Source organism: Cryobacterium sp. Y62 (genome assembly GCF_002929785.1).
Classification (GTDB): Bacteria; Actinomycetota; Actinomycetes; order Actinomycetales; family Microbacteriaceae; genus Cryobacterium.
This window is the reverse complement of sequence record NZ_PJJK01000117.1, coordinates 81,675-104,372: the sequence shown is the minus strand read 5'-3', so window position 1 is coordinate 104,372 and position 22,698 is coordinate 81,675. Positions and strand designations below refer to the sequence as shown.

At 62.8% G+C, this 22,698-nt stretch carries 21 protein-coding genes; 13 read left to right on the top strand and 8 right to left on the bottom strand.

Annotated elements, in window-relative coordinates; translation table 11 throughout:
- Nucleotides 1-27: 27 nt before the first annotated feature.
- The gene (locus CXY71_RS16285; protein ID WP_104137928.1) at nt 28-720 is read right to left on the bottom strand and encodes a DUF305 domain-containing protein; all 693 of its coding nucleotides are present in this window, start codon (nt 718-720) and stop codon (nt 28-30) included.
- Nucleotides 721-745: 25 nt separating this feature from the next.
- On the bottom strand, nt 746-1,426 hold the full coding sequence (locus CXY71_RS16280; RefSeq protein WP_104137718.1) for a DUF3105 domain-containing protein: 681 nt from the start codon (nt 1,424-1,426) through the stop codon (nt 746-748).
- Between the two features lie 269 nt (nt 1,427-1,695).
- Between CXY71_RS16280 and CXY71_RS16275 the strand changes: the two genes are divergently transcribed.
- Both CXY71_RS16275 and CXY71_RS16270 read left to right on the top strand, forming a co-directional pair.
- Nucleotides 1,696-3,060, top strand: coding sequence for a cystathionine beta-synthase (locus CXY71_RS16275; protein WP_104137715.1), 1,365 nt, complete (start codon nt 1,696-1,698; stop codon nt 3,058-3,060).
- A 23-nt stretch (nt 3,061-3,083) separates the two neighbouring features.
- Nucleotides 3,084-4,229, top strand: coding sequence for a cystathionine gamma-synthase (locus CXY71_RS16270; protein ID WP_104137712.1), 1,146 nt, complete (start codon nt 3,084-3,086; stop codon nt 4,227-4,229).
- Between the two features lie 86 nt (nt 4,230-4,315).
- Here the strand turns inward: CXY71_RS16270 and CXY71_RS16265 are convergent, their stop codons facing one another.
- The gene (locus tag CXY71_RS16265; protein WP_199184334.1) at nt 4,316-5,134 is read right to left on the bottom strand and encodes a shikimate 5-dehydrogenase; all 819 of its coding nucleotides are present in this window, start codon (nt 5,132-5,134) and stop codon (nt 4,316-4,318) included.
- A 138-nt stretch (nt 5,135-5,272) separates the two neighbouring features.
- Between CXY71_RS16265 and CXY71_RS16260 the strand changes: the two genes are divergently transcribed.
- The 11 genes from CXY71_RS16260 (at nt 5,273) to nrdF (ending at nt 16,303) form a co-directional block, all read left to right on the top strand.
- On the top strand, nt 5,273-6,310 hold the full coding sequence (locus CXY71_RS16260) for a LacI family DNA-binding transcriptional regulator (RefSeq protein WP_199184343.1): 1,038 nt from the start codon (nt 5,273-5,275) through the stop codon (nt 6,308-6,310).
- A 417-nt stretch (nt 6,311-6,727) separates the two neighbouring features.
- Nucleotides 6,728-6,889, top strand: coding sequence for a hypothetical protein (locus CXY71_RS21220; RefSeq protein WP_158253134.1), 162 nt, complete (start codon nt 6,728-6,730; stop codon nt 6,887-6,889).
- Nucleotides 6,886-7,596, top strand: coding sequence for an L-ribulose-5-phosphate 4-epimerase (locus tag CXY71_RS16255; protein WP_104137709.1), 711 nt, complete (start codon nt 6,886-6,888; stop codon nt 7,594-7,596). Before CXY71_RS21220 ends, CXY71_RS16255 begins: the two co-directional genes overlap by 4 nt.
- A complete protein-coding gene (locus CXY71_RS16250; protein WP_146072858.1) occupies nt 7,593-7,805 on the top strand; it encodes a hypothetical protein in 213 nt (70 codons plus the stop codon). The genes CXY71_RS16255 and CXY71_RS16250 overlap by 4 nt, the downstream gene beginning before the upstream one ends.
- A gap of 26 nt (nt 7,806-7,831) precedes the next feature.
- On the top strand, nt 7,832-8,956 hold the full coding sequence (gene chvE / locus CXY71_RS16245; RefSeq protein ID WP_304481834.1) for a multiple monosaccharide ABC transporter substrate-binding protein: 1,125 nt from the start codon (nt 7,832-7,834) through the stop codon (nt 8,954-8,956).
- A gap of 144 nt (nt 8,957-9,100) precedes the next feature.
- Nucleotides 9,101-10,630: a multiple monosaccharide ABC transporter ATP-binding protein gene (mmsA, locus tag CXY71_RS16240; protein WP_104137700.1), complete on the top strand. Its 1,530-nt coding sequence runs from the start codon at nt 9,101-9,103 to the stop codon at nt 10,628-10,630.
- Between the two features lie 30 nt (nt 10,631-10,660).
- Nucleotides 10,661-11,890, top strand: a complete 1,230-nt coding sequence (gene mmsB, locus CXY71_RS16235) for a multiple monosaccharide ABC transporter permease (protein ID WP_104137697.1) — start codon at nt 10,661-10,663, stop codon at nt 11,888-11,890.
- Between the two features lie 453 nt (nt 11,891-12,343).
- Entirely contained in the window at nt 12,344-12,577 is a 234-nt protein-coding gene (gene nrdH, locus CXY71_RS16230; protein ID WP_104137694.1) for a glutaredoxin-like protein NrdH, read from the top strand.
- 49 nt (nt 12,578-12,626) lie between these two features.
- Entirely contained in the window at nt 12,627-13,031 is a 405-nt protein-coding gene (gene nrdI / locus CXY71_RS16225; RefSeq protein WP_104137691.1) for a class Ib ribonucleoside-diphosphate reductase assembly flavoprotein NrdI, read from the top strand.
- Between the two features lie 26 nt (nt 13,032-13,057).
- Nucleotides 13,058-15,163 carry a class 1b ribonucleoside-diphosphate reductase subunit alpha gene (gene nrdE, locus CXY71_RS16220; RefSeq protein WP_104137688.1) on the top strand — a complete coding sequence of 702 codons (2,106 nt, stop codon included), beginning with the start codon at nt 13,058-13,060 and terminating at the stop codon, nt 15,161-15,163.
- A 165-nt stretch (nt 15,164-15,328) separates the two neighbouring features.
- Complete coding sequence (nrdF, locus tag CXY71_RS16215) at nt 15,329-16,303, top strand: class 1b ribonucleoside-diphosphate reductase subunit beta (RefSeq protein WP_104137685.1); 975 nt, start codon at nt 15,329-15,331, stop codon at nt 16,301-16,303.
- Nucleotides 16,304-16,468: 165 nt separating this feature from the next.
- On the opposite strand, the gene CXY71_RS16210 is transcribed toward nrdF, so the two are convergent.
- The 5 genes from CXY71_RS16210 to CXY71_RS16190 form a co-directional block, all read right to left on the bottom strand.
- Entirely contained in the window at nt 16,469-17,632 is a 1,164-nt protein-coding gene (locus CXY71_RS16210) for a hypothetical protein (RefSeq protein ID WP_104137682.1), read from the bottom strand.
- Nucleotides 17,633-17,876: 244 nt separating this feature from the next.
- On the bottom strand, nt 17,877-19,322 hold the full coding sequence (locus tag CXY71_RS16205) for an ABC transporter permease (protein ID WP_233198179.1): 1,446 nt from the start codon (nt 19,320-19,322) through the stop codon (nt 17,877-17,879).
- The gene (locus CXY71_RS16200; RefSeq protein ID WP_199184333.1) at nt 19,319-19,999 is read right to left on the bottom strand and encodes an ABC transporter ATP-binding protein; all 681 of its coding nucleotides are present in this window, start codon (nt 19,997-19,999) and stop codon (nt 19,319-19,321) included. The genes CXY71_RS16205 and CXY71_RS16200 overlap by 4 nt, the downstream gene beginning before the upstream one ends.
- Nucleotides 19,996-21,561, bottom strand: coding sequence for a hypothetical protein (locus tag CXY71_RS16195; RefSeq protein WP_233204679.1), 1,566 nt, complete (start codon nt 21,559-21,561; stop codon nt 19,996-19,998). Before CXY71_RS16195 ends, CXY71_RS16200 begins: the two co-directional genes overlap by 4 nt.
- Nucleotides 21,562-22,524: a hypothetical protein gene (locus tag CXY71_RS16190; RefSeq protein WP_104137672.1), complete on the bottom strand. Its 963-nt coding sequence runs from the start codon at nt 22,522-22,524 to the stop codon at nt 21,562-21,564. It abuts the gene before it with no gap.
- Nucleotides 22,525-22,698 lie beyond the last annotated feature (174 nt).

Here is a 22,698-nt window from a genome sequence, read left to right as displayed (position 1 = left end):
GGCCCGAGCGGAGGCGCATCGGGAGCGCTACGAACGGTCGGCGAGCATCCCGGTCATCAGATCGATCTCGGACTCCTGGCTCAGCACTACCGAGGTCGCGAAGGTCTGCACGGTCGCGTTGGTGCTGCGGCTCCGCACGGCCTCGGCCATCTCGATCGCACCGTGGTGGTGAGCGATCATGATGGCGAGAAACTGGCGTTCAGCTTCGACCCCGGATGCCGCGGTGAGCGTGGCAATTTCGGCGGCGGTCGCGAGCCCGGGCATCGGCTCCCCGGCGACGTGTGCGGCGTCGGAACCGGCCGTGTGCTCGCCGTCGTGGGTCGCGCCGGAGAGGCCGGGCCGGGTCATCCAGGTCATCGACGGCTCCGGGGCGAATTGCGGCAGCCCCCACACGGCGAGCCACCCCGACATTTGCCCGCTCTGCTGGGCTTGCGTGACTGCAATGTCGTAGGAGAGCAGCCGCACCGGTTCATCGTCGGTTCGATCGCGGATGATCAGGGCGAGTTCGACCCCCTGGTTATGGTGCTCCTGCATGTCGCGGGCAAAGCCGGCCTCGGCGCTCGTTGTCTCGGGCGTCGCGTCGACGATCGTGCTCAGTCTCCCGATCGAGAATGCCACCGCACCGACCGAGAGAGCCGTCACCAGAACGGATGCCGTGATCGCACGAATTAGGGTGCGGCGCGGTCGCGACGGTCGGACATTCGCTGGTCGCGCATTCATTGTGGGCTGCACGCTGTCCCGCGCTCTAGGAGACCTTGCCGGGTGCATCGATCGCGCCCGAGCATGGGCTGCCGTTTTCGGGCACGTTCGTGCTCTTCCAGAATTCGGTGAAGAACTCGGCGATGCGCGTGTCGTCGGCGCTGTCGATCTGCAGCTGCGAATTCCAGCCGCTCAGCACGATCGGAGCGGGGAGGTCGTCATACGGCGAGAGGATGACGTAGGTCGAGGGCAGCTTGGTCTTGAGCGTGTCAAGCTCAGCGTCGGAGATTGACGGGTCATAGGTAACCCAGAGCGCTCCGTGCTCGAGCGAATGCACCGCATTCTCGTTCGGGACCACCTGGTCGTAAACGCCGCAATTGAGCCAGGCCGCGCTGTGCGGGCCGCCGGCGGGCGGGGTCTGCTCGAAGGTGACTGCGGTCTCGATGTGACTGGTTGTGTTGCTGAAGGTCTGAACGCCGTCGATCGTGGACGCATCGCCGGCGCCGCCGCCCGCGTAGTTCGCCGCTTTCGGGGCGAACGCAAAAGTGGCGACTAGGAGGGCGATGATGGCGACCGCGGCGACAGAACCAGCGAGGATGCCGATTTGTCGGTTGCGCTTGCTGCGCTTTTGCTGGCGGTGATATTCCTCCAGCTTTTTTGCACGCTTAGCAACGCGCTCTTCCTTGATCGACGCTTTATTGACGGGGGATCCGGGCTGGGGGGTCACGACGGCCTCTCTATGGGAACTACCTCCATTCGAACGTATCAGTCGCTCCTGTACCTTCCCTCTGATCCCGCTCTCGCAGGTATTTCTCAGGCTGGTCGCCTGATCGCGCCGCCCGATAGACTGGATACGTGCCCGTTCACTCGTCGTGTTGCTGCTGTCGCTAGCCGACCTTCCACGAACGCGCCCGGCCAACGCCCAAAACGCGATGCGCCGGTGCAACCCGAGGCTGCGCCTGCCCACTGGCGCGCGGCTCGACAGAAGGAATTCCCATGAAAATCTCTGACACCATTCTCGACCTCATCGGTGACACGCCGCTGGTCAAACTTCATAAGGTTACCGCGGGATTGACCGCGACGGTGCTGGTGAAGCTGGAATACCTTAATCCGGGCGGCTCGGCGAAGGACCGCATCGCGGTGCGCATCATCGATGCGGCCGAGCGCGACGGATTCTTGAAACCCGGCGGTACGATCGTCGAACCCACCTCCGGCAACACCGGGGTGGGTCTGGCCCTGGTGGCGCAGCAGCGCGGCTACAAGTGCGTGTTCGTGTTGCCCGACAAGGTTGGCGAGGACAAACGTAATGTCCTCACGGCATACGGCGCCGAGATCGTGGTGACGCCGACATCCGTTTTACCGGAGGACCCTGAATCGTATTACAGCGTCTCGGACCGGCTCGCCCGGGATATTCCGGGTGCGTTCAAGCCCGACCAGTACTTCAACCCGAACGGCCCGCTCAGCCACTACGAGACCACGGGCCCCGAGATCTGGCGCGACACCGACGGCACGGTCACGCACTTCGTCGCCGGAGTTGGCACCGGCGGCACCATCACCGGAACCGGCCGATACCTGCGGGAGGCGTCGAACGACGCCGTGCGCATCATCGGAGCGGACCCGGAAGGTTCGGTCTACTCCGGTGGTACCGGCCGGCCCTATCTGGTCGAGGGCGTCGGTGAGGACTTTTGGCCGGGCGCCTACGACCCCACCGTTGTGCACGAAGTCATCGCCGTCTCGGACGCCGACTCCTTCGCGATGACCCGCCGGCTCGCGCTTGAAGAGGGAATTTTGGTCGGTGGCTCGAGTGGAATGGCCGTCGTTGCCGCCCTGCGTGCAGCTGAAAAGCTCGGACCGGACGACACAATCGTGGTGTTGCTGCCCGATGGCGGGCGCGGTTATCTCGGCAAGATCTTCAACGACAAGTGGATGTGCAGCTACGGTTTCAGCGCAGCCCCCGCCGGTCACACGGTCGCGAATTTGCTCGAATCGAAGACGGGGACTCTGCCGGCCCTGGTCTATGTGCACCCGAGCGACACCGTGCGCGACGCCATCGAGACCATGACTAGCCAGGATGTATCGCAGCTGCTCGTGCTGAGCGCCAAGCCGCCCGTCGTCATGGGGGAGGTGCTTGGCGCGGTCGATGAGCGCGCCCTGATGAACCGGGTTTTCTCCGGCGATGCCAGGCTCACCGACCGGGTTGGGGAGATCTTGGGTGTGCCGCTGCCGCTGATCGGCGTCAACGAGCCCGTCGCTGCCGCCCGCACCGCCTTCGCCACCCACGACGCGCTGCTCGTGACCGACGGCGGCAAACCACTCGGCGTCATCACCCGGCACGACCTGCTCAGCTACCTGAGTGTCTAATCATTTCTACAGAGGGAATATTCATGGCTAACAAGTTCGACACGATCGCCATCCACGCCGGTCAGGCATTCGACCCGACCACCGGTGCCGTCATTCCACCGATCTACCAGACCTCCACCTATGTACAGGAGAGCATCGGCAACCTGCGCGGCGGCTATGAGTACAGCCGCGGCGGCAACCCCACCCGTACCGTGCTCGAATCTCTACTCGCCGCGCTGGAGGGGGGCAAGCACGGCCTGTCGTTCGCAAGTGGTCTCGCTGCGGAAGACACTATTTTGCGTGCCATCCTCAAGCCGGGCGACCATGTGGTACTCGGCAACGACGTTTACGGCGGAACCCACCGGCTCATCAACCAGGTGCACGGAGCCTGGGGCGTGCTCAACACGACCGTTGAGATGAGTGACCTCACGGCGGTTGAGGCGGCTATCCGCCCCGAAACCAAGATCCTCTGGGTGGAGACGCCGAGCAACCCGCTGATGAAGATCAGCGACATCGCGGCACTGTCCGAGATAGCGCACCGGTACGGTGTCATCGCGATCGTCGACAACACGTTTGCGTCGCCGGCCCTGCAGCATCCGCTTGCCTTCGGCGCTGACGTCGTCGTGCACTCGACAACGAAATATCTTGGCGGCCACTCTGATGTGCTTGGCGGCGCACTCATCATCAACGATGACGAGCTGCACGAGAAGGCCAAGTTTCTGCAGTTCGCGGCCGGGCCGGTGTCGGCCCCGCTCGATTCCTGGTTGACCGTGCGCGGCATCAAAACGCTCTCGGTGCGCATGGAACGGCACTGCAAGAACGCTCAGGCCATCGCCGAATTTCTCGACGGCCACCCAGCCATCGAGCATGTCTACTACCCGGGGCTGCCCGGTCACCCCGGCCACGAGCTGGCCAAAAAGCAGATGTCCGGCTTTGGCGGCATGATCTCCATCGCGTTCGCCGGTGGTGCTGTGGCCGCACGCCAGTTCGCCGAGTCGATGCACCTGTTCCAGCTCGCCGAGTCACTCGGCGGCGTCGAGTCGCTCGTGAACTACCCCTCGGAAATGACGCACGCCTCGGTGCGCGGCACCGAGCTCGAGGTACCCGACAACATCGTGCGCCTGTCGGTCGGCATCGAAGACGTCGAGGACCTCATCGCAGACCTGAAGGGTGCGCTGCCCGGGGCCTGAATAGGGGCCACGCGTTCGTCGCAAGGCCCGCTTTCCGGACCCGGGGCCCGTGCAGAGGGACGGCGAATGCAAGAGAAACGCGAGGGTCAGTGCTCGCGGGAGAAGGCGGAGGCGCGGCGCACCTGATCGGGCGTTGGGCGAATGCCGGTGTAGAGAAAGAACTGCTCCTCGGCCTGCAGTGCGACGACCTCGGCTCCCGTGATGACCGGCTTGCCGAGCGCTCGCGCCGCCAGAATGAGCTGAGTTTCGGCGGGGGAGGCCACAACGTCGAAGACCAGGCGTGCCGCCGCTATTGCTTCCGGCAGAAATGACGTGACAGCGGATGCCGCGCCGCCGGCCATGCCCACCGGCGTGACGTTGACGATCAGGTCTGCGGTGAGCGCACCGACCTCGGGCACCCAGCCGTAGCCGTAGAGTGCGGCCATCGCCCGGCCGGTGCCCTCATTACGCGCCACAATCGTGCCGTCGGCAAACCCGGCACCGTGCAGGGCCGCCGCAACGGCCTTGGCCATGCCGCCGCTGCCGCGCAGCATGACCGAATAGTTCGGCGGCACGGCGTGCTCGACGAGCAGGCGCTGCACGGCGGAATAGTCGGTGTTGTACGCCGTGAGGTGGCCCGCGTCGTTGACGATCGTATTGACCGAGTCGATGGCCGACGCCGAGGCATCCATTTCATCGATGAGAGCGATGACGTCTTCCTTGTAGGGCATCGATACGGCGCAACCGCGAATGCCTAATCCGCGCACGCCGGCGATCGCATTCGCCAGGTCGACCGGAGCGAAGGCCTTGTAAATGTAATTCAGGCCGAGTTCTTCGTAGAGATAGTTGTGAAATCGGGTGCCCAGGTTGCTCGGGCGGGCCGCGAGTGAGATGCACAGGGTCATGTCTTTGTTGAGAATGGGCATGAATCCAGTGTGCCGTGCTTTGCGACACGAGCCGGGCCGGGCGAATGTGACCGTCACAATGTGACCGTCACAATGTGACTGTCACATCGCGCTCTGTGGCTGCATAATGTAAACGCGGGCCAATTTGTGACCGTGCACATGACTTCGGGGGTGACCGTGTCGGACGACTCAACGAAAGAGCGTGCGCCGAGCATCCGCGACGTCGCGCGCCTCGCCGGGGTCTCCTACCAGACTGTATCGCGCGTGCTCAACAATCACGCCAGCATCCGCGATTCCACCAAAGCCCGGGTGCTCGCGGTCATCGAAGAACTGCAATACCGGCCCAATCGGGCCGCCCGCGCACTCTCGCGCGGGCGATCCCGCACGATCGGTGTGCTGTCCGCGTCGAGCGCCGAATACGGCCCGGCGAGCAGCATTGCCGCGATCCAGGACGCGGCGCGGGACGCCGGATACTTCGTGAACACGGCGAACCTCAATCGTGGGGAGCCCGGGTCCATCGCGGCGGCCGTTGACCACCTGATGTCCCAGTCCGTGGAAGGGATCGTTGTGATCGCACCGCAGATGCGGGTGTTTAATGCCCTCAAGCTCCTGTCGATCGATGTGCCGTTCGTGACGCTGCAGTCCTCCGCGAACGTAGGCGCGAACGCCCTCACCGTGGACCAGATCGCCGGTGCACGACTGGCCACTCGGCACCTCATCGACCTCGGACACCGCGACATTTATCATCTCGCCGGGCCGCAGGACTGGATCGAGGCCGAGGCTCGCATGCACGGCTTCCTGGAGGAGATGGGGGCCAGGGACATTCCGACCACGGCGCCGATCCTCGGCGACTGGACTGCGGAATTCGGCTACCACGCCGGGCGCGAGCTGCTGCACGTGCGGGACTTCACGGCGATCTTCTCATCCAACGACCAGATGGCTCTCGGTCTCATGCACGCCATCCGGGAAGCCGGGCTCGAGGTGCCCCGCGACGTGAGCATCGTGGGCTTCGACGACATCCCGGAGGCGGCTCACTTTTGGCCACCACTCACGACGGTGCACCAAGACTTCGCCGAGCTCGGCCGGCGCTGCGTCGCGCTGCTGCTGGCCAACATCGCGGGCACCACCGCGGAGAACCAGGGTGCCATCATGCCGGAGCTCATCGTTCGCGGCTCGACCGCGCGCCCGGCATTCTGAGGGTCGGCGTGCGGGTCGATCGCTTCTTTCTAGCGCCTCGACAGACTAGCGCCTCGACCGACAGTTGCCCTCGCCGCCGCCCCCGAAACGGGCGCCCGCTACGGTAACTAACGAACCGCCGTAGCGGCTACCCATATCGGGCGCACTCACGCCCGCCGATCCTCAGACGTGGCCACGTTGGTCTCAGTCACTCCTTCGTCGGGCCTCGATCGGCGGGATGCGCGATTTCGAGCGTTATTCAAACGAGACAAGTCGTTCTTGACACAGTGTGTCCCGATGCCGCTAACATAAGCACACAGCAATGTGACCGATCACATTCGGTCATCGCAGTCAGACGCTTCAGCTGGCTGCACTGTCGTCAACGCCGAACCATTCGCGGTACTGTCCGCGCTTAGACCTGACATAGGAGTCACTTCCGTGAGTACAACCGATGCGCTCTCCCGCGCCGAGTCTCTGGCTTCGGTCGACAGCGGGACCCGCGCGATGAGCGTAGCCAACGCGAGCCGGGCCGTTTTACGGCGGGTCGCTGGCGGCAGCCGCGCCGCGGCTAACGACCGCGCTACGCTGGTGGTCGCGTGAGCACCTACGGCCCCCAGATCGAGGTCGCGGTCGCCCGCGTTCGCGCTGAAATCACCCGCCTGCACGCGGAGCTGTTTCGCAACGGGCTCGTGGTCTGGACCGGCGGCAACGTCTCGGGCCGCGTGCCGGGCGCCGACCTGTTCGTTATCAAGCCCAGCGGAGTCGACTACGCCGACCTGGCGCCGGAGAACATGATTCTCTGTGACCTCGACGGAAACGTCATCCCCGGTACGCCGGGCGCCGACCGCTCGCCGTCGAGTGACACCGCAGCACACGCCTACGTCTACCGGAACATGCCCGATGTCGGCGGAGTCGTGCACACGCACTCCACCTACGCCACGGCCTGGGCCGCCCGCAATGAAGCGATCCCGTGCGTTATCACGGCCATGGCCGACGAATTTGGCGGCCCGATCCCGGTCGGACCTTTCGCCATTATCGGCGACGACTCGATCGGCCGCGGCATCGTGGAGACCCTCACCGGCCACCGTTCTCGTGCCGTCTTGATGGCGAACCATGGGCCCTTCACAATCGGCAAGGACGCTCGCGATGCCGTGAAGGCCGCGGTGATGGTGGAGGACGTTGCGCGCACGGTTCAGCTTGCCCGCGTGGGCGGTGAACTCGTTCTGATCCCACAGGAATCCATCGATTTCCTGTTCGACCGCTACCAGAACGTCTACGGACAAGCACCGCAGGGGGCGTTGCAGTGATGGCAGCCGACCGCACCACCGCAACGTCGTCTGCCGGCGGCACCGAGGTGCTCTACGATTTCGCCGAGATAGCTCGCACCGAGCTGCTCGTGCTTAATAAAACCACCACCCTGCGCGATTTCACCCGCGAAGTGCGTTGGAATCAGGCCTACTACCGACTGGCACCAGGCCTGCAACTGTTCCACAATCCTGCAATTTCACATCAATGACGATAAACAGAATGAAAGGTAACACAGTGAAAAAGAACGTATTCTTCGCAGTCGTGGCCGCGGGTGCCCTCGCGGTATCGATGGCAGCCTGCTCATCCGGCGGCACATCCACCAGCCCCGGCGGAAGTGGCGACAAGGGACTGATCGGCGTGGCCATGCCGACCAAGAGCTCCGAGCGTTGGATCGCCGACGGTAACGCCGTCAAGAGCCAGCTCGAGGAACAGGGCTTCACCGTCGACCTCCAGTACGCCGAGGACGATATACCCATGCAGGTCTCGCAGATTGAGAACATGATCACCAAGGGTGCCGAAGCCCTAATTGTGGCCTCGATCGACGGCACGACGCTCACGAGCGTGTTGCAGGACGCCGCTGACGCGGACATTCCCGTCATCGCATATGACCGTCTCATCCGCGATACCGAAAACGTCGACTACTACGCGTCCTTCGACAACTTCAAGGTCGGACAGCAGCAGGCATGGTCGGTCCTGAACGGCCTCGGACTTGCCGAACTCGACGGAACGCCCATCGAGGGCGCGCCTGCCGGTCCGTTCAACCTTGAGCTCTTCGCCGGCTCGCTCGATGACAACAACGCATTCTTCTTCTTCGACGGTGCAATGGATGTCTTCCAGCCGCTGATCGACGACGGCGTCCTCGTAGTCAAGAGCAACCAGACCGACATCGAACAGGTCGCTACCCTCCGCTGGGCCGGAGAAGAAGCACAGGCTCGCATGGAGGACCTCCTCACCGCCCAGTACTCGGACGGCACCGTGGTCAACGCCATTCTTTCGCCGTACGACGGCATCTCCCGTGGAATCATCTCTGCCCTCGAGGGCTCTGGCTACTCCGTCGGCGACGGCTGGCCCGTCATCTCCGGCCAGGACGCCGAGATCGACTCGGTCAAGGCGATCAACTCGGGTGAGCAGTACGGCACCATCTTCAAGGACACACGCGAACTCGCATCCGTCGCCGTGAACATGGCCGTCGCCCTGCTGAATGGCGAGACCCCCGAGACCAACAACTCGGAGGACTACAACAACGGTGTGAAGAACGTTCCGTCGTTCCTGCTCGACTCGACGATCGTGGTCAAGGACAACATCCCGGCCGTGCTGATTGATTCGGGCTACTGGACAGAAGCAGAAGTCAACGGCTAGGTTTCGCTGCCTCCTGTTTGGCCCGTGCCCAACGGTCGGTGGGGTAGTTTTACCCCACCGACCGTTGTGCCACCCATATTTTTACCGGCCGCCGAAATCGCCCGGGTTCTGACCATGCAGTAGAGGAATGAAGAAGGTGCTTACGTGACTACGAACATCCTTGAGATGCGCGGCATCACCAAGACGTTTCCCGGAGTAAAGGCGCTCTCTGACGTGACACTCGACGTCAGTCGCGGGGAGGTCCACGCCATCTGCGGCGAGAACGGTGCAGGCAAGTCAACCCTGATGAAGGTGCTCAGTGGCGTGTATCCGCACGGTACCTACACCGGCGACATCGTCTTCGAAGACGAAATCGTTGAGTTCAAGAGCATCAGCGATTCCGAGGCCAAAGGAATCGTGATCATTCACCAGGAGCTCGCGCTCAGTCCGTACCTCTCTATTGCCGAGAACATCTTTCTGAACAACGAACAGCGCGGCGCCTTCGGCCTCATTGACTGGAACAAGACCAACTCTGAGGCTGCCAAGCTTCTTGCCCGGGTGGGACTGCGCGAAAATCCAACGACGCGCATCATGGACATCGGCGTCGGCAAGCAGCAGCTCGTCGAGATTGCTAAGGCGCTCTCGAAACGGGTGAAATTGCTGATCCTGGATGAGCCAACGGCGGCCCTCAACGATGACGACTCCGACCACTTGCTCGATCTCATCCTGCACCTCAAGGGCCAGGGCATCACGTCGATCATCATCAGCCACAAGCTCAACGAGATCAAGAAAGTCTCCGACGCGGTCACGATCATCCGTGACGGTCGGGCCATCGAAACCATCGCCAAGGTCGACGTCACCGAAGAACGCATCATCAAAGACATGGTCGGTCGTGACCTCGAGCACCGCTACCCGGATCACACTCCCGACATTGGGGAAGAGATCCTTCGGGTTGAGGACTGGACCGCCTTTCACCCGCAAGACGTGACGCGCATGATCGTTGACCACGTCAACCTCAGCGTACGTGCCGGTGAGATTGTGGGAATAGCCGGCCTCATGGGGGCTGGCCGCACGGAATTCGCAATGAGCCTGTTTGGGCGTTCCTACGGGAGCCGCATCACCGGCAAGGTATTCAAGCATGGCACTGAGATCAAGACTCGCACCGTGACCGAAGCCATCGACAACGGCATCGCCTACGCCACTGAGGACCGCAAGACCTACGGCCTGAACCTGATCGAAGACATCAAGCGCAACGTCTCTATGGCGGCGCTGCATCGGCTGGTACGCAAGGGCCTCGTGAATGACAACGAGGAGTATCAGGTCGCCAACGAATACCGCACAAGCATGAATATCAAGGCTCCGAACGTGCTCGTCAAGACCGGCAAACTCTCTGGTGGCAACCAACAGAAGGTGGTGCTATCGAAGTGGATCTATTCCAACCCCGACGTTTTGATTCTTGACGAGCCCACCCGCGGGATCGACGTGGGGGCCAAGTACGAAATTTACACAATCATCAACAAACTTGCCGCGGCCGGTAAGGGCGTTATTGTCATCTCTTCGGAGCTGCCGGAACTGCTCGGCATTTGCGATCGCATTTATACCCTGGCTGAGGGCGCCATCACCGGGGAATTCCCGATTGAGACCGCAACGCCGGAGACCCTCATCAAGCACATGACCATGGAAAAGGCCCGCTAGCGCCGGCGCTAGCGGAAAAGGAGAACCCCAATGAGTGATCAAGAGACCACGCCGGCCACGGGAGGCCTGGTCAACCCGAGTGAGAACAAAGCCACTTCCTGGCTGAGTCACGTTTTGGCCGACCTGGGCAAGAACGGTATTTTCATTGCCCTCGTTCTGGTGGTGGTGCTGTTTACGGTCCTGACCGACGGCATCCTCTTACGCCCGCAAAATATCTCCAACTTGATCGTGCAGAACGGCTACATTCTCGTTCTCGCCATTGGCATGGTGATGGTGATCGTCGCGGGCCACATCGACCTGTCGGTGGGATCGGTGGCCGCTTTCGTCGGCGCATGTTCCGGTGTCTTCGCCGTGCAGTGGGGCCTGCCGTGGTGGCTGGCCATCATTATGTCGCTTGGCATCGGCGCTCTCGTTGGCGTGTGGCAGGGCTTCTGGATTGCCTATGTGGGAATCCCGGCGTTCATCGTGACCCTGGCGGGCATGCTCATCTTTCGCGGCCTGGCGCTCGTTGTGCTCGGAAATACGAATATCGGCTCATTTCCGGCCGAGTACCGTGCGCTTGGCAACGGCTTTCTCACCGACGTGTTCGGCGAGTTCGACCTCGACCCGCTCACCCTCGGAGTCGGACTGATCGCCGTGATTGCTCTGATTGTGCAGCAGGTGCGCACGCGCCTGGGACGGTCCAAGTACGGCCAAGAGGTCGAGCCTTTGGTGTGGTTCGTGACCAAGCTAGTTCTGATCACTGCGGCACTTGGATTCTTCGCCTATGCTCTCGCGAGCTACAAGGGTATCCCGGTCACCCTGATCGTGCTCGCCGTGCTCGTGCTCATCTATGGTGTTGTGATGAACCGGACGGTGTTCGGCCGCCACATCTACGCGATCGGCGGCAACCGCCACGCAGCCGAACTCTCCGGCATCAAGAACCGCAAGGTCGACTTCTACCTGTTCGTGAACATGGGTGTTCTCGCTGCCCTGGCGGGCCTCATCTTCACCGCCAGGCTTAATCTCGCTGGCCCGAAGGCTGGTGATGGCTTCGAACTCGAGGCCATTTCGGCAGCGTTCATAGGTGGTGCGGCCGTGCAGGGTGGCATCGGCACGGTCGGCGGCGCCATTATTGGCGGTCTGATCATTGGTGTGCTCAACAACGGTATGTCGATTCTCGGCATTGGTATCGAGTGGCAGCAGGCCGTCAAAGGTCTCGTGCTTCTTCTCGCTGTGGCTTTTGACGTGTACAACAAGCGCCGGTCGGGCGGTCACTGACCGTTCTCGCGTTGGCACTACCCACCCGAAGGCCGGAACGCGTGAGCGTTCCGGCCTTCGGGTGTGCCGTGCGCGCTCGGTGTGGGGACCGGCCGCGACACGCCGTCGGACATTCCACAGGCAAAATATAGTCAGGGCAACGCCCTGTGGATAACTGTCCGGGTTTCCGCGGAATTCGGGCGGTCTGGGGCCGGTCGGCGGTGTGCGGCTTGTGGAATCTCGGTGGATAACTACACAAATGTAATTACTGCATGTAGTGGCTCTATCCTTCGTCGATCACTAGATGTAGTATTGAGACTGTAGCTAAGCCGGATTGCCGGTCGAAAAACTTACTCACTTTGCATCATGCTGTATGACGGGTTTCCGTCTTTGATCCAAGTGTTTTATAGAACATAGTTGCGAACTATCGCGAACAGAATTAGACTGAATTTGCCAAGAAAAGAGGCCATAACCATGGCAATCACCGTTTACACGAAGCCCTCCTGCGTGCAGTGCACGGCCACCTACCGTGCCCTCGACAACAAGGGCCTCGAGTACGAGGTGCGCGACCTCTCGGTCGATGAGAACGCTCTCGACGCGGTCAAGGCCCTCGGTTACTTGCAGGCGCCCGTCGTCATCACTGACGAAGAGCACTGGAGCGGCTTTCGCCCGGACAAGATCAACGCCCTCGCCGCTCGCCTCGCGTAGTTTAAACTCCCAAAATCAACGCCAACAAGCACAGGATCGATACGCACGGATGACTGACATCGTGTACTTTTCCAGCACCTCGGGCAACACCGCGCGGTTCGTCGAAAAGCTCGGCCGGTCGGCCGCGCGCATTCCGCTCCACGCCCGCGACGAGCCACTCGTCGCCAAGGCTCCGTTCGTGCTGTGCGTGCCCACCTATGGCGGCGGCAACACCGGCGGGGCTGTACCCAAGCAGGTCATCAAGTTTTTGAACAACGAGACCAACCGGTCGTTGATTCGCGGCGTCATCGGCGCCGGCAACATGAATTTCGGTACGGCCTACTGCCTGGCCGGCGACATCATCGCAGCCAAGTGCAAGGTGCCGCACCTGTATCGCTTTGAAGTATTTGGAACACCGGATGATGTGCGCATCGTTCACGACGGATTGGAAGAATTTTGGAAACAACAGCCGTGAAGGTCACACCAGTGGATGCGCCGGGCATGGATTACCACTCACTCAACGCCATGCTCAACCTGTACGGGCCGAATGGGGAGATCCAGTTCGACAAAGACCAGGAAGCCACACGCGAGTTCTTTCTGCAGCACGTCAACCAGAACACGGTGTTCTTTCACTCGCTGCGCGAGCGCCTCGACTACTTGGTCGAGAAGGAATACTACGAGCAGGCCGTGCTCGACCAGTACTCGTTCGAGTTCATCACGAGCCTGAACGACCTCGCCTACTCCAAAAAGTTCCGCTTTCAGAGCTTCCTCGGCGCATTCAAGTACTACACCTCGTACACGCTGAAGACCTTCGACGGCAAGCGTTATCTCGAGCGTTTCGAAGACCGCGTCGTCATGACGGCCCTAGGTCTCGCATCCGGTGATGAGAAGCTCGCCGTCGAACTGGTCGAAGAAATCATCGCCGGTCGTTTTCAGCCCGCGACGCCGACCTTTTTGAACTCCGGCAAGGCCCAGCGGGGCGAACTCGTCTCCTGCTTCCTGCTGCGTATCGAAGACAATATGGAGTCGATCAGCCGCGGCATCAACTCCTCGTTGCAGCTGTCCAAGCGTGGCGGTGGCGTGGCGCTGCTGCTCAGCAACATCCGCGAGGCCGGCGCCCCGATCAAGCAGATCGAGAACCAGTCCAGCGGCATCATTCCCGTGATGAAGCTGCTCGAAGACTCGTTCAGCTACGCCAACCAGCTCGGTGCCCGCCAGGGCGCCGGAGCCGTCTACCTGCAGGCGCACCACCCCGACATCATGCGTTTTCTTGATACCAAGCGTGAGAACGCCGACGAGAAGATTCGTATCAAGACGCTCTCACTCGGTGTCGTCATTCCCGACATCACCTTTGAGCTGGCCAAGAACGACGACTGGATGTACCTCTTCTCGCCCTATGACGTGGAAAAAGTCTACGGCGTGCCCTTCGCCGATATCTCGGTGACCGAGAAGTACCACGAGATGGTTGACAACCCCCGCATCAAGAAGTCGAAGATGAAGGCGCGCGAGTTCTTCCAGACGCTCGCCGAGATTCAGTTCGAGTCCGGCTACCCGTACATCATGTTTGAAGACACGGTGAACAAGGCGAACCCGATCGAGGGTCGCATCAACATGTCGAACCTGTGTTCCGAGATTCTGCAGGTGAACACCCCGACGACCTACAACGAAGACCTCTCGTACAACGAGATTGGCAAGGACATCTCCTGCAACCTCGGGTCGATGAACATCGCCCTGGCGATGGACTCCGGCGATCTCGGGCGCACCGTCAACGCCGCCATTCGTGGCTTGAACGCCGTGTCCGAGCAGAGCCATATCAGCTCGGTCCGCTCCATCGAAGATGGTAACGACCGCTCGCACGCCATCGGCCTCGGCCAGATGAACCTACATGGCTACCTCGCCCGTGAGCGCATCTACTACGGCAGTGAAGAGAGCATCGACTTCACCAACATCTACTTCTACACGGTGTTGTTCCATGCGCTGCGCGCCTCCAACGCCATCGCTATCGAGCGCGGCCGCACCTTCGAAGGCTTCGAAAACAGTACCTATGCCTCCGGTGCATTCTTCGACAAGTACACCGAACAGGTCTGGGAGCCGACGACAGCTCGCGGTGCCGAGCTGTTCACCCAGGCTGGAGTGTCGATTCCGACGCAGGCGGACTGGGCTGAGCTCAAGGCATCCGTTGCTCTGCACGGTATTTACAACCAGAATCTGCAGGCCGTGCCGCCGACCGGGTCGATCTCGTACATCAACAACTCGACCGCGTCGATTCACCCGATCGCGGCCAAGATCGAGATTCGCAAGGAAGGCAAGCTGGGCCGGGTCTACTACCCGGCGCCGTTCATGACGAACGATAACCTGGACTTCTATCAGGATGCCTACGAAATCGGCTATGAGAAGGTCATCGACGTCTACGCCGCGGCGACGCAGCACGTTGACCAGGGTCTCTCGCTGACCCTGTTCTTCAAAGACACCGCGACCACCCGCGATATCAACCGCGCCCAGATCTACGCCTGGAAAAAGGGCATCAAGACGATCTACTACATTCGTCTGCGCCAGATGGCCCTCGAAGGCACGGAGATTGAGAATTGTGTCTCGTGCGCGCTATGAGTGAGTTCGCTGAACGCACGCTGAGTTGAAACACCGTTGGTCGAGCTTGTCGAAACCGTCATATGAATGCTGTGGCCGTCTCGGGAAGCTCGACCAGCGGCGGCTGGGTTTCGTATACTGGCGACCGAGATAAACGACCAAAGCAGTAGCCGAAGAGGACCTCCTATGATTGACAAGCTCAAGCTGGTGTCGCACGTTGACGCGATCAACTGGAACAAGATCGAAGACGATAAAGACGTCGACGTCTGGAACCGCCTGACCAATAACTTCTGGCTGCCGGAGAAGGTTCCGCTCAGCAACGACATCCAGTCGTGGAACCAGCTGACGCCGGTGGAGCAGCAGCTCACGATGCGCGTCTTTGCCGGACTGACCCTGCTCGACACGATCCAGGGCACAGTGGGCGCCGTCTCGCTCATCCCCGATGCGATCACCCCGCACGAAGAGGCCGTCTACACGAACATCGCGTTCATGGAGTCAGTGCACGCCAAGAGCTACTCCTCGATCTTCTCGACGCTGGCCTCCACTAAGGAGATCGACGAGGCGTTCCGCTGGTCGACCGAGAACGAGAACCTGCAGCGCAAGGCATCGATCGTGATGGATTACTACCAGGGCGACGACCCGCTCAAGCGCAAGGTCGCCTCGGTGCTGCTCGAGTCGTTCCTGTTCTACTCGGGCTTCTACCTGCCGATGTATTTCTCCAGCCATGCCCGCCTGACAAACACTGCCGACCTCATCCGTTTGATCATTCGGGATGAAGCCGTGCACGGGTACTACATCGGGTACAAGTTTCAGAAGGGGCTCGAGAAGGCGACGCAGGCGCGTCGCGACGAGATCAAGGACTACACCTTCAATCTGGTGTTTGAGCTTTACGAGAACGAGGTGCAGTACACGCAGGACCTCTACGACGAGGTCGGTCTGACCGAAGACGTCAAGAAGTTTCTGCACTACAACGCCAATAAGGCGCTGATGAACCTCGGCTACGAGGCGATCTTCCCGAAGGACGTCTGCGACGTGAACCCGGCGATTCTCTCCGCCCTCTCACCCAACGGTGACGAGAACCATGACTTCTTCTCGGGCTCTGGTTCGTCGTACGTGATCGGCAAGGCCGTGAACACCGAAGACGACGACTGGGATTTCTAGGTATCCCGACTCATCGTTGTAAAAGACCCCCGAGATAGCTCGCGGGGGTTCACAACGCCGCCCATGAAAGGCATTGTAAGAATATTCTTTCCTGGCGCAAAGCACGCATATGCTCACGGCAGTTCTGGGCCGAGGTGATTTGTGCTCGATGTCACGCGCCGCAGCTCAGTACCAGTTGTGCTCCTCGGAGTGCGCCCAGGCGTCACAGGGGGTGCCGTAGCGGGAGGCGATGTAGCCGAGGCCCCAGCTGATCTGGGTGGCGGGGTTGGTCTGCCAGTCGTCGCCCGCGGTCTGCATCTTGCTGCCCGGCAGCGACTGGGGAATTCCGTAGGCACCGCTGGATGTGTTGTAGGCGCTCACCCGCCAGCCCGATTCCCGTTGCCAGAGCTGAACCAGACAGTTGAATTCGGCGGTGCCCCAGCTCCGGGCGGCGACCTGGGTTGCGGCGATCGCCTGCGCGCCGCCGCGATCAATCACGGCTCCGACGGGCGGTACGGGCGACGACGCGGGTGACGCGGGTGACTCGGGTGACTCGGATGCCACAGCCGATGCGGTGGCCGCAGCCTGGCGCTGCTGCTCGAGATACTGCTGTTGGGCGACCACGCCGCTTCGATACTGTCTCTCCACATCGGCGGATGAGTTCTTCAATGACGCGAGCTGGGCGTAGAGCACCTCGCTCGCGGACTGCTTCACGACGACCTCCGCGTCGGCCGCCTGCTGGGCCGCGCGCGCAGCCGTGAGGCCGGCCAGTGCCGCGGCTTGTAGTCGGTCGCGCTCCGTGGTCATCGCTTCGGCTTGCGCGCTGAGCGCTTCAGCCAAGTTGCGTTCGGTTTCAGCTTCGGCGGTGAGTCGCCCCGCCTGCTCAGTGAGCCGCTCCATCGTGCCGAGCCGAAACAACAGGTCGTCGGAATGCGTGCTGTCGAAGAAGGCACCCACACTCAAATCGGTGCCTGCGGCGCGGTAAAGCTGGGCACCCAACGCGCCCAGGCGGGCGCTGCTGTCGACGGAGCGAGCGGATGCGGTATCCGCCTGAACGGAGAGCACTGCCTGCTGGGCTGCGGCTGCGCTGTAATCCGCCTGGGTTTGCTCGTGGGCGGCGCCGAGCGCTACGGCGTCGTCGCCGAGGGTGGCGGTGCGGGTCTGCAACTCGTCGAGGGCGAGTTCGATCGAGGACACCTCGGCGAGTGTGGCGGCGACGCTGCTCTTGGCGGCTTCCACCTGCTCCCAGGTTGGATAGTCGTCGACTGCGGCGGCCGAACTCGCGGCGAGGCTTCCGGCCGCGATGGCGGCGGCGGTCGCGAGGCAGAGAAAAATGCCCGGTTGTTTCATGGAACTGATCCTCACCCCGTAGACGGCGAGTTTAGCCGTTGGAGCCGGAAAAACCTGTGGGTGGGTGAATCCGCGCGGACTGCGACGGTCGAAGCGGCGAAACTGTGTGCCATTAACGGATACCCCCGGCTCTGCATGCAGGTTCGCATCGCACGTCGTCGGTCTGGCTGAGTCGAACCGTCGGGGAAGGTTTGACGAGGCTTTAGGGGCATGTTTACCGCGGGTGCCCGGCGCGCCGAGCTCATCAGGTGCCACCGCGGAGAGCGGTGATCGGCTCGATATTGGAGGCGCGCACGGCGGGATAGGCGCCCGCGGCGAGGCCGACGATGGTTCCGAGCAGGGCGGCGCCGATGGCGACGAAGGGGTCGAGAATGGGCGTCCAGCCCTGCAGCAGCGAGACGGCGACGACCGCGAAGACCCCGAGCGCCGAGCCGATCAGGCCGCCGAGCAGGCCGATCACGGCCGACTCCACGATGAACTGCCGGGCGATGTCGTGCTTTGTTGCTCCGAGCGCCCGGCGCAGGCCGATCTCGCCGACCCGTTCCATTACCGAGAGCAGGGTGACGTTGGCGATACCGAGGCCGCCGGCAAGTAGCGCAAGAATGCCGAGGGTGAGAAAGACGATGTTGATGTCGGCTTGAATGTTGTCTTGCAACGACGATGCCGCAGCGGGTGCCTGCACCGTGAAATTCTCCGGTGCGCTCGGGTCGAGTGCGATCGGCGCCTGCCGCGACACCAGCGTGCCGGCACCGACCTCAATTTGCACGTGCAGTTCGGCCGGGGCTGTCAGGCCGAACTGCACGCGGGCGGTGTTCAGCGGCACGATGACGGCATCGAGCAGATTGGCACGTCGTTCGACGCCGTCGATGATGCCGATGACGGTGTACGACACCTCGCCGATGAAGATCGACGGCTGGCTGTCGACCCGATTAATGCCGAGCGTTTCGGCGGCCCGCTCCCCGAGCACGGCCACCCGGTCGCCGCGCTCGTCGTGACCGGCATCGAAAAAGCGCCCAGTGACGACCTGCCCGCGCACCGCGGCGAGAAGCCCCGATGAGGCGGCGATGACAGCGGGGCTCAGCGTCTGCGCGGCCGATGGATCATTGACCGGAACGGAGGTCACGGGCTGGCCTGCAACATCGACGTCCGCCACGAGACCCGCGCGTTCCACCCCAGCGAGGCGATCGACCCGCTCCGGGGCATCCCACGGCAGCCGGCCGGTGGCCTGTTCGGCGCCGCTCGAGTTGCGGGTCGCGGCCGGTTCGATCAAAATCTGGGTCGCGGAGACGGCATCGAACTGGTTGGAGATCTGCCCGGCGGCGGTCTGTGCGAAACCGATGGTAACCACGAGTGAGGCGATGCCGAGCACGGTGCCGAGGGTCGTCATGACGAGCCGGCTCGGCCGGGCGCCGACGCCGTAGCTCGCCTCGACCAGCAGGTCCTGCACCGAGAACCGGTCGGCCCGGCGAATGACCGGAACGATGATCGGGGTGCCGGAGAATGCGTCGGACTGTGCGGCGGACTGTTCGTCGGCGGTGGGCCCTGAGCGAGCGGATGTTGCCGCGGAGGGCGCTGAGACGTGCGATTCTGCGCCGGAGGGGTCCACTGCAATGGACGCCAAGCCCGCGGGTGCATCCGCGTCGGTGTGTGCGGAACGGCGGCGGAGCATCCGTTTAGAAGAGAAGGTCATGACAGCACGCTCAAGCGACCGTCGGTGATGCGCACGCGGCGGTCGGCCCGGTCGCTGACAGCCTGGTCGTGGGTGATGACGATGAGGGTGAGACCATCGGCGTGCAGTTCTTCGAACAGGTCCATGACCTCGCTGCCAGTGGTCTCGTCGAGGTTTCCGGTGGGCTCGTCGGCGAGCAGCAGTTCGGGCGAGGCGACGACGGCCCGCGCGACGGCGACCCGCTGGCGCTCGCCGCCGGAGAGGGTACCGGGCAGAAAGTCGAGACGATGATTGAGGCCCACCCGGTCGAGGGCTGCGCGGGCCCGGTCCTCGCGCTCGCCGCGCGGAACTCCGCTGTACAAGGTGGCGAGCAGCACGTTATCGAGTACGGTGCGGTGCGGCAGCAGGTGGAAGGCCTGAAAGACGAAGCCGATGGTGCCGCCGCGCACGATGGCGCGCTGTCTTTCGTCGAGCAGGCTCGTGTTGCGGCCGTCGAGGTGGTACTCGCCGACGCTCGGCCGGTCGAGCAGGCCGAGCAGGTTGAGCATGGTGGACTTGCCGGATCCACTCGGGCCGACGATTGACAGGTAGTCGCCGCGTTCGACCCGCAGGTTGACCGATTTGAGAGCCTGCACCTCGGGCGGGCCGGGAAACGATCTCGTGACGTTGACCAGTTCGACGACGGGGGCCGCGATCACCGGCCCACCACGACGAGGTCCCCGACCGCCAGCGAGCCGTCGACGGCGGTGATCTCGACGAATCCTTCGGCGGCGAGGCCGATCGTGACCTCGACCAGCACGGTTTCCCCGCCGTCGCCGGGGTCGAATTCGACGCGGGATTCGCCCCCCGGACCGGCGGTGAGGGCGGCGAGCGGAACGGCCAGAACTTCTCCCTCGGTCGAACTGACCGGGATGCGTACGCGCACGTTGGTGCCCTGCACGGCCTGGATCTGTTCGTCGGTGAGCGCGTCCGGGGCGAACAGAACGGTGAAGCGGCCGCTCGCTGCTTCACCACTGGCCGCTTCGACGGGGAGGATCGAGGTGATCGTGGCGCCCTGGTCGCCATCAGGCATGGCGAGAATGGCCGGGGCCCCGACCTCAAGCAGAGCGGCGTCGTTCGCCGTCGCCGATCCGGAGATGACCAGGGTCGCGCCCGAAACCCGCATGACCGGGCCGGTGATGCTCGATCCGCGTTTCACGCTGATCTCGTCGACTCGGCGGGGCAGTCCCGGCAGGTAGAGTACCTCGCCGGCGGGCAGGTAGGCCAGCGCACCGTCGCGGGCGTCGTTCAGATTCTCCCCGGCGCGCGTCAGTTCGGCCTTGGCCGCGGTAACGGCGGCCGTCTCCGCGCTCGAGTCCTGCGGGGCGAGGGCCTGGACTCGGCGCGCGACGGCCAGAGTGACGGCCTCGGCGGCATCCGCTATCTCATTGGGTGTACCGTCGGCCCGGGCCGAAGCGAGCGCCCGCTCGGCGCTGCGCACGAGGTTGCCCTGCTCGACCACGTCGACGTTGGACGCCGCACCCTGAACGGTGGCGAGTGCATTATTGGCACTGTCAACGGATGCCTGCGCGCTCGAGACTCCGGCTTCGGCGCCGCTCACTGCGCTCTCGACCTCGGAACCGCCGGTAGGTGCCGGGTAGCCAACCTTGGCGTAGAGCGCGGTAACCGCGCTCGCGGTCTGGGCGTCGAACACGTCGGAGTCGAGCGCACCGGCATCGATTCCGGCCACGCTCAAACCCTGCTTGAGCTGCAGCACGTCGGGACCGGAGACACCGACCCGCAGGGTGCGGTAGACCGGTAGGTCGCCTGGCAACACGATCACCGGGCGACCGGTGACCTCGAGCGCGATCGACGCGGTGTCGAAGATTGCAGCGACCTCTGGGACCTGCCCGGTGACGATGGGTGGCCCGGCGAGTTCACCGGTTTCGATGCTCACTTCGACGGAGTCGGCATAGGTCGCGTCACCGCGCATGGTGACGTCGTTGGCGAGCTGACGATTCTCGACCGGAACGGTGATGAGGCCCGCGGCGGGAGCATCGGCATCCGCTGCGGCCTGCCCGGGCGAGACGATGAGCTGGCCGAGTCCGAGGCCGGCCACGAGGGCGACGATGGCGACCGTGGCCATGACCCAGATGACGCGGTTTCCGACGAACAGGCGGCGCCAGCCCTGGCTACGTGAGTGGGGTTTTAACGCGACCGATTCGGCGGCGGGCGCTAACTCGTCGGGCGCGCTCTTTCTCTGACCGAACCGGCGCGACACCTACTTGCCTTGCTCGGTGTCTGCGATGAGCGCGTCCAGCTCGGACTTGTGATCAATGATGAACTGCTCTTCGAGGTCGAACTGCACCTTTGTCGATGCTTCGGTATAGTCAATCTCTTCGGCGCAGGTGAAGTCGGCCATGGCAACGGCGAGTTCCTTTTCGCGCATCTCGGCGAGCACCGCCTCATCGGGGCCGGCGCCGGTCTGGTTTTCGTAGAGCTCGCTCTGCGCGGTCGAAATCGACTCCTGCGCGTCGGCCTTCTTCGTGAAGGTCGCATAACCGGCGTCGGCCATGCAGACTGCCCACTCGGAATCGAGCTTCACGAGAGTAGCGGAGGACTGCGCCGTTTCGTACATTGCACTCATCGCTTCATAGAGGGCTGCATGTTCGTCCGGTGAGGGCTGGTCGCCGTTGATCTCGTGACTGGCGAAACCCTGGCAGCCCGACGTCTCCCAGCTGTACTCGTAAGAACCGTCTTCACCCATCTCCTCCTCGGTGGGCGTAACGCCATAGAGCACCTCGTAGTAGGCGGCTTGCTCGCCCTCGGAGAGGCTCATCACGTAGTCCTGGTTCGGGTCGACGAACTCCTGGCTCTGCTCCTGCTGCTCGGCGATCTGCTCCGGCGATTGGCTCATGCCGTAACCGTTCTCGGCGACCCACTTCTCGGTGCCATATTCTTCACCGTCGTCGGCGCTCATCATGCCGCTGTACTGCGAGTTGTCGACCGGAACGTAGTCGAAGCCCTCGTCAGCCATGCAGGTCGCCGTCAGTTCTTCTTGCTCCTTCTGCTGCGCCAGCATGGAATCTTCGTCGTAGCCCTCGTTCATCGCCGACATATATTTGGTCAGCGGGCTCTCTGCCGGGTCGAGCTTGGCTTTCGCATCCCCGCCGCCGCATCCCGCGAGCGTCAGTGCGAGCAGTGCGGCAGCGGCGATAGAAGTGAGCAGCGAGCGTTGGCGCATGAATTTCCCCTTTTACGATGATGGCGACGATGCCCGTTTCCCAATAAGATAGCGCATTGCTATGGCCGATTAGGGGTGAACGCTGCTTTGGAGCAGTACAAGAACCATACCGCTTGGTCTGTTTTACACGCAAAGTCAGAGGAGGGTTGGTGGGCCGCCACCTGGAGAAGAAGA